Source organism: Bacillus sp. JJ722 (assembly GCF_036963345.1).
Classification (GTDB): domain Bacteria; phylum Bacillota; class Bacilli; order Bacillales; family DSM-1321; genus Bacillus_AD.
The window spans coordinates 1-7270 of sequence record NZ_JBALMO010000046.1; the positions used below are offsets into that span (position 1 = coordinate 1).

The following is a 7270-nucleotide window of genomic DNA, read 5'->3' on the forward strand; positions in this document are numbered from 1 at the left end:
TTCAATATATTCAGCAAGCATATCAAATTTATCGTAACCTATAAGGAAGAGCTAAAAAGCGTAAGAGGCGTCTCAAAAGTGATTTTAATCACTTTTGAGACGCCTCTTATTTATTCAACACTATATTCAGGTTCATCCTGCTTAGCATTATAATTCACATATAAATCACGTCCATCGAAGTACCATAAATCACGTTCTTCTATGTAATATTGAATATTATTCTTTTCTATAGATGAACCAATCGTCATTGGCTCTTCAATTTGAATACCGAGAGAAAAACCTGATTGAACCGTGCTGACACCACCATATCTAGCAAAAAAACGTACGTTGTCACCTTTACTTAAATCTAATTCTCTTTCATACCATTGAGCAGCTTCGTCAGATATATGAATATTCAAAAGAAATACCTCTTTTCATAAGTTGATAATAAATGATTTGTTATTATATTCCCACATTATAAGAAAGGTTATATCTTTATGTGGGAAGAAAAATACTTCACGATGGAAGCTTCACTTTATAATTATAAAGTAAAATGGAGAGAAAAAGATAGAGATATGTATTGTATGGATAATTGAGAAATTAAAAGATGTTCCATAGATTAGTACATCTGGAACACCTTTATGAATAATTTAGTGGAATATAACATATATGTGTCTAAAGTTGTGCGAAAAAATAACTATTTTTTCGTGAATCTACCTTGACATGATACTTATATAAGGCCAAAATTAATATGGTCACTGATTTGCACGTTTGTTAGTTTGATTATGAATGTTACCTACCATATAATAAAATACGTTTACATAAACTCTTTATTTGTATTGATATAGAGGCAAAAGATCTACTTCGTATTAGTTATTACTAGATATATGAATATAGGAGGATCAGCTATTATGGGTTTTTTTAGTAAGTCAAAGGAAATAAAGACTATTTACCTAGAAAAAGCAGTGCATGCTCAAGTTAGAAAAGATATTCATTCGGATGAAATCAATCTGCAATTAAAGTCAATTTCTTTTACGGAAGATGACATGAAGTTAATTTCAGTATTTCAGCCTGTAATTATAGAAAACATAGATTTTTTAGTAGACAGCTTTTACAAAACGATTTATGAAGTATCAGAATTGCGAATGCTAATTGAAAAACATAGTACAATTGAAAAGTTGCGAGCAACATTAAAGCACCATTTACAAGAAATGTTTAATGGTGTAATGGATAATGCTTTCATGGAAAAACGGTTCCGTGTTGCAAAAGTTCATTATATGATTGGTTTGCAACCTAAGTGGTATTTTTGTGCTTTCCAAAATGTGCAAAATTCAATCATTTCATTAGTTTATGAGAATGTTGAGCATATAGCTGATCGACAAGCACTGATTTCTTCTATATGCAAGATTATAAATTTCGAGCAGCAACTCGTTCTAGAAGCATATGACAATGAAAATACAAGGGCTCGTGAATCACAATATCAAAAGGTAAAAGAAGAAGTTAAGAGTAAGATTCTTATTATTTCAGAAGAATTGGCGAGATTAAGTTCAAATACAAATCAATCAATGCAACAGATTTCTTCAAGTAGTAGAGAATTTAATACGACAGTCAACTCGAATAATAAACAATCACAACGAACTCGTGAACTAGCAAAAGATGGTCAAGAACGTTTAAAAGAATTAACGAAAAATATTCACACTATAAGTGTACATACGTCGGATGTTGAGAAGAATATACAGGCGTTAAATGATTCATTTAAACAAATCACTGAATTTGTTGGATTAGTTCAAGAAATAGCTGATCAAACGAATTTATTATCTTTAAACTCTGCGATTGAGGCGGCCAGAGCAGGTGAGCATGGACGTGGTTTTGCGGTCGTAGCTGATGAGGTCAGAAAATTGGCAGATCAAACAAAGAAATCGATCACCGAAATTTATACCATCGTTAATACTTCAAGCAAATTTATGAAAGAAGCTGTTAAATCGATAGAAAACGTTCAAGAAGTTGTACAAAGTGGAGAGGAGTCTTCAAGTATTACTCAATCTTCTTTTGATAATATAATTGACTCTATGGATGAGAGTCTTGAAGGCACGGGAATAGTAGAGGAACAAATATCGAGCTTCGTAAGAATTCTAGATGAAATTGTAGAATCTACTACCAAAGTGGCTGTGTCAGCAGAAACATTAAATGAAACAGCTTCTACTTTATAATGAAAAAACACACACGAAGCCGTGTGTGTTTTTTATCTATGTAAATAAGCTAGAATTAAAGCCATTTTACTTTAGGTTCTGTACCATCAATAATTCGTTTAATATTAGAACGATGACGATAGCAAATAAAAATAGTTAATACGCCAAGTACGATAATCAATGGGATATCTTTAACAAAGATTGACGTAGTTAATGCAGCGATTGCTGTAATCATACTTGTAAGTGATACATATTTCGAAATGTATAACGTAATAAAGAATACCAGTACCATCCCAAGGAAAATAAGCGGAGCGTACCCTAAAAGAATTCCAGCAGAAGTAGCTACAGCTTTACCACCTCTAAATCCAGCGAAGATTGGAAACATATGGCCTACTACTGCAATTGTACCTGCTAAAAGAGGATGGATTTGTGTACTTACATCAAGTAATTGTGGAAGCAATGTAGCGAGTGTACCTTTTAAGATATCAAGGAGTGTTACAGCAAAGCCAGCTTTTACTCCTAATATTCTAAACGTGTTCGTAGCACCTAAGTTTCCGCTACCGTGTTCGCGTATATCTTTACCATAGAATAATTTACCGACCCATAATCCAGAAGGGATACTACCTAATAAATAAGCAAGAATAATTACAAGAAAAATCATCATTTTTTTAAAAGTCCTCTCTAAATTAACAATCTAACTCTTATATTTTACCATGATAGCAACAAAATGCTAAGTAAGATACGGAAATTAGTATGAAATCCCATTTGAAACAATAACATAAGTGTTATATTACATATTAAGGACATTCATTGTTCTAATACATTTAGGGGAATACATATGAAACAATTATTATCATCGATTCAATGGCTAGCATTTATTTTTTCTAGCTCCATTATTGCGCCAATTGCTGTAGCGGGCTTATTTGACCTTAATCCAATAGAAACAGCAGAATTTATTCAACGTGCTGTTTTTGTACTTGGTATTGCTGGATTACTTCAAATCTTAATTGGTCATAAGTTACCGATTAATGAGGGACCAGCTGGTTTATGGTGGGGTGTTTTTGCATTATATGCAGGCTTATCAACAACTTTATTTGCTTCACATACCGAAACGTTACAAGCACTCCAAGGTGCATTGCTTATTAGCGGTCTATTTTTTGTGCTTTTAAGTTGTTTTGGATTTATTCGAAAACTTAGTAATCTATTCACGTCAACTGTAACTGGAGTGTATTTATTGCTACTTGTTTTGCAATTAAGTGAATCATTTATTAAAGGTATGTTAGGCATTAGTGGAGAAAGAGGAGTCATCCATGGCCCAACAGCTATTTTAAGTGTGTTGCTTGTGGGTACTACATTTTGGCTAACTAGGCATAAGAAAATGTTTATAAAGCAATATGCGATTCTCTTGTCTTTATTAGTTGGCTGGTTGCTATTTGCCATTTTCCGTTTAGCTCCAAAGCCAAATGTACAAGACGTAGACCTTTTCTCTATTCCGGAAATGTTTACGTTTGGGAAGCCAATTTTTAATTCAGGTATGATTATTACAGCAATTTTTGTAACATTCTTACTGATTGCTAATATGATTGCTAGTATTCGTATTACAGAAAGCATATTAAAGAAGATGAACGTGAAAGTTGATAACTATAGTCTTAACCGGTCAGGGATGGTTAGTGGCTTTACACAAATTTTAGGGGGAGCATTCAGCACGATGGGACCTGTTCCGTTATCAGGGGCAGGAGGCTTTATTCAGGCTACGGGTATTTCAACTAAGCTACCTTTTATCGTTGCGAGTATACTCGTTATTCTAATTAGCTTCTTTCCACCGATTATGAGTATTTTCGCAGCAATGCCACCAGCAGTAGGATATTCCGTAAGCTTCGTAATATTCGCCGGTATGTTAAGCGTTGCGTTAAGTGAGCTGCAAAATAGTAGTGATCGTATTAGAACGGTAATCGGAGTGGCTTTATTAAGTGGTACAGGAGTTATGTTCTTACCAACAGAAGCTTTTGAAGGTGTTCATCCCGTTATTACATCTATATTATCTAATGGCCTAATTCTAGGAACGATTGTATGTATTTGTGGTGAGCAATTGTTAAAGTATCTTTTTAAAAAAGCTCATTAGTTAAAAGAGGCTGTTCTAAAAGTGATTTTCAATCACTTTTAGAACGCCCTTTTACGCTTTATTAGCCCTCCGAAGTAGTTTATGTGAAATAGATAAACTCGGCTGTTATGTTAGAATACCTATATTTGGCGGCTTCGGTCTAGATGAAACCCATGTATCTTCTTGAAAATTAAAGAATTACTTTCCCATCAATCAAACAAATGTAGTAAATAGGACTTATTGAACAACCTCTTTCCAATTTATTCATCTACTTATGTCAATCTTATTTAAAATTCTCCAACCATACTATTTACCTGCCCCCCACCGATTAAAGCTTCACTTTATTTAGTTCAAAGAAATTCAAGAATTAAATTGCTGGTTTAGAGTATGGAGTTTTGCTATCATAACACATATATTGATAGAGATTTTTTTGGAGGTAACGATTAAATGATAAAATTAGAAAGTGAACAACAGTATCAAGATTTAAAAGAAAATAATCGAGTGGTGTTTTTATTCTCAGCTGATTGGTGTCCAGATTGCCGATTCATAGAACCGTTTATGCCTGAAATTGAAGCAGATTTTTCTGATTATACTTTTGTGTACGTTGATCGTGATCAGTTCATTGATGTTTGTATTGAAAATGATGTGTTTGGTATTCCTAGTTTTATCGTGTATAGTTTCGGTACAGAGCTTGGACGCTTTGTAAGTAAAGAACAAAAAACAAAAGAAGAAATTGTAAACTTCCTACAAGCTCTATAATGCTATTCTCTCATTAATACTGATGACAAGTTTTGTTTTGCGAAGCATTCTCATACATAAACATGCTTAAGGTTGAGAAACTTAGCATCAGTTGAAATGGGATAAAAATGTTAAGGAATGCTATATGATTGAAGCATTCCTTTCTTTGCAAGGAGAAATCTATATGAAAATGACTAGCAAGAAGTTAAAAGATATATTAGTTCAAAGATTAGAGGATGACAATCGTTCTTTTTCTTATAATTCGAAAGAAGAGACATTAAGGATTGAAAATAAGATAACGAATAAAGGTATTACGATTTCAATGTCACCACTAGTAGCAAAAGCGGAAATTTCAAAAGAAGCTGTGATTGAGGAGACGGTTTATTATGTGAATGAAGCATTACAAGTGATGGGGAATAATCATAGCTTGGATCAACAGGAAGCTAATATTTATCCTGTCATTCGTAGCACGTCATTTCCAACGTCTAATCAAGACGGCGAAACATTTGTGACAGGAGAGCATACTGCCGAAACACGCATTTATTATGCTCTTGATTTAGGTACAACGTATCGTTTGCTTGATTATGCTTTCATTGAGAAGAATGGTTGGAAACCTGAAATGGTGAAACAAGTCGCGTTTGGAAATATAGCTAAGCTGTCTACGAATACAAAAAGTGAAATGGTAGCTGATAATATTTTTTATTTTGTCAGTACGAAAGATGGATACGACGCGAGTAAAATTTTAAATATTCAATGGCTAGAAAAGATGCGTACAATGATTACAGGTGAAATGGCTGTCGCTGTTCCACATGGAGATGTATGTATAATTGCTGATATCCGCAATAACACTGGTTATGATATACTTGCGCAATTAAGTATGAGCTTTTTCACAAGTGGTCATGTGCCAATTACAGCTTTATCGTTTCTTTATAATGATGGGGAATTAGAACCAATTTTTATATTAGGAAAAAATAAGCCAAACCAATAAAGAAACTGCCTTAAAGTGTTGGGAATCACAACGTATTTAAGGCAGTTTTTGTTATGGAAAATATAAGTATAAAGTTTGTGTTTACTTTGTCGAAAACAGTACTAGAATAGTTTTTTCATATTATATGATATGAATCCTTTACTTTTCGCTCGATATTTATTAATTTACTGTTAAAATAAAGAATGAATAATAGCTTTAGAAAGAGTGATTGTTTTGAAATGGCTTAAAAAAATGACAAAATGGTTAAAAGCCGAAGAAGTCTATGAAATTGAAGAAATCGTATTGAAGGATGATGAGCATCTTGACTTGCGAGAGCTTGAAAATAGAGGCGTAAAAATAACAACTGAACAAGAAAGTAATTTCTTTCAAAAGAGAAGAGATAAACAAGAACCTAAGAAGTTTGTAGAATATAAACCACAAGAAACAGAAACGAGCTTTCAAGATGTGGATGCAAAAGTGAGCTATCAGTATCCAAAGGGAACATTTCGTTTTCCTGTTATACCTGATTATTTGCCTGGTGAAAGAGAACGAAAGAAACCGAAAGTTCGCAAGCAAACAACCCCATCTACACAGATGCAAAGTGTACGCGAAAGAACTCCTGAAGTTGAGTCATTACGAACAAATAAGAATATAGTACAGAAATCTCCTATTGTGAAGGAAGAGGAGCCAAGAAAAAGACCATATGTACCAGATGAAATACCATCTCCAGTATATGGATTTCAACAAAAACCAAAGAAGGAACAAAGTGATGCGTTTGAATTTGAATTGACAAACCATGATTTACATACTCCTGCTTTATATCGTAAAGAAGTGGGAAAACAAGATCAAAGTGTTCAGGAAAATGCAATTGCTGATTCGAATGTAGTTGAAGTAAAGAAACCGTCAATGGATGATGATCGAAATAAAGAAGTAAAACAATATACACAAGAAATGAATAGTACTGGTTTGCAACAAGCCAACGATGAACTACAAGAAGTTGAGCAAGTCGAATTTGAAATGATACAAAACGAAGAAGCAGACATGGACATAGAAGATGTTCAAATGAAAGAAGAGAAACCTAAGGCAATTATTCATGAAGTAAAATCGCTTAGTGAAGAGAATAAAGAGTGGTCAGAAAAGGAATTAGAGAATAACGACGTGTTTAAGAGCAAGCAGGTAGAAATTGAGTCTGCTAGCGAAGACACTTTACTAAGTGAAGAGTCGAAACAGTCTGTGCCTGATTTATATATAGCTAAGGAGACAATGGCATCTGCAGTTATTGAACAAGAACCTATT

The 7270-nt window shown here is 33.6% G+C and carries 7 protein-coding genes and 1 pseudogene; 6 read left to right on the forward strand and 2 right to left on the reverse strand.

Going from position 1 to position 7270, the window contains the following annotated elements; genetic code table 11:
* Positions 1-110: 110 nt before the first annotated feature.
* The gene (locus tag V7014_RS07745) at positions 111-398 is read right to left on the reverse strand and encodes a HesB/YadR/YfhF family protein (RefSeq protein WP_335505853.1); all 288 of its coding nucleotides are present in this window, start codon (positions 396-398) and stop codon (positions 111-113) included.
* A gap of 492 nt (positions 399-890) precedes the next feature.
* Between V7014_RS07745 and V7014_RS27210 the strand changes: the two are divergent.
* Together V7014_RS27210 and V7014_RS27215 are read left to right on the forward strand one after the other, a co-directional pair.
* A pseudogene (locus V7014_RS27210) lies at positions 891-1424 on the forward strand (protoglobin domain-containing protein); the annotation flags it as partial.
* Positions 1425-1544: 120 nt separating this feature from the next.
* Positions 1545-2189, forward strand: coding sequence for a methyl-accepting chemotaxis protein (locus tag V7014_RS27215; RefSeq protein ID WP_438824891.1), 645 nt, complete (start codon positions 1545-1547; stop codon positions 2187-2189).
* Between the two features lie 55 nt (positions 2190-2244).
* Here V7014_RS27215 and plsY read toward each other — a convergent pair whose 3' ends face one another.
* Positions 2245-2832 carry a glycerol-3-phosphate 1-O-acyltransferase PlsY gene (gene plsY, locus V7014_RS07755; protein ID WP_335505857.1) on the reverse strand — a complete coding sequence of 196 codons (588 nt, stop codon included), beginning with the start codon at positions 2830-2832 and terminating at the stop codon, positions 2245-2247.
* Between the two features lie 174 nt (positions 2833-3006).
* Between plsY and V7014_RS07760 the strand changes: the two genes are divergently transcribed.
* The 4 genes from V7014_RS07760 to V7014_RS07775 all read left to right on the forward strand — a co-directional run.
* Complete coding sequence (locus tag V7014_RS07760) at positions 3007-4290, forward strand: purine/pyrimidine permease (RefSeq protein ID WP_335505859.1); 1284 nt, start codon at positions 3007-3009, stop codon at positions 4288-4290.
* 426 nt (positions 4291-4716) lie between these two features.
* The gene (locus V7014_RS07765; RefSeq protein WP_335505861.1) at positions 4717-5028 is read left to right on the forward strand and encodes a thioredoxin family protein; all 312 of its coding nucleotides are present in this window, start codon (positions 4717-4719) and stop codon (positions 5026-5028) included.
* 163 nt (positions 5029-5191) lie between these two features.
* Positions 5192-5995 (forward strand): DUF1444 domain-containing protein, encoded by an 804-nt coding sequence (locus V7014_RS07770; protein ID WP_335505863.1) that lies wholly within the window; start codon positions 5192-5194, stop codon positions 5993-5995.
* A 231-nt stretch (positions 5996-6226) separates the two neighbouring features.
* Positions 6227-7270, forward strand: a 1044-nt coding sequence (locus V7014_RS07775; RefSeq protein ID WP_335505865.1) for a hypothetical protein, incomplete at its 3' end; no start/stop codon positions are given.

Bases quoted from the DNA above. Each gene is read 5' to 3' on its own strand.
- V7014_RS07765 (WP_335505861.1), top strand. From the start codon at position 4,717: ATGATAAAATTAGAAAGTGAACAACAGTATCAAGATTTAAAAGAAAAT.
- plsY (WP_335505857.1), bottom strand. From the start codon at position 2,832: ATGATGATTTTTCTTGTAATTATTCTTGCTTATTTATTAGGTAGTATC.
- V7014_RS27215 (WP_438824891.1), top strand. From the start codon at position 1,545: ATGCAACAGATTTCTTCAAGTAGTAGAGAATTTAATACGACAGTCAAC.
- V7014_RS07760 (WP_335505859.1), top strand. From the start codon at position 3,007: ATGAAACAATTATTATCATCGATTCAATGGCTAGCATTTATTTTTTCT.
- V7014_RS07770 (WP_335505863.1), top strand. From the start codon at position 5,192: ATGAAAATGACTAGCAAGAAGTTAAAAGATATATTAGTTCAAAGATTA.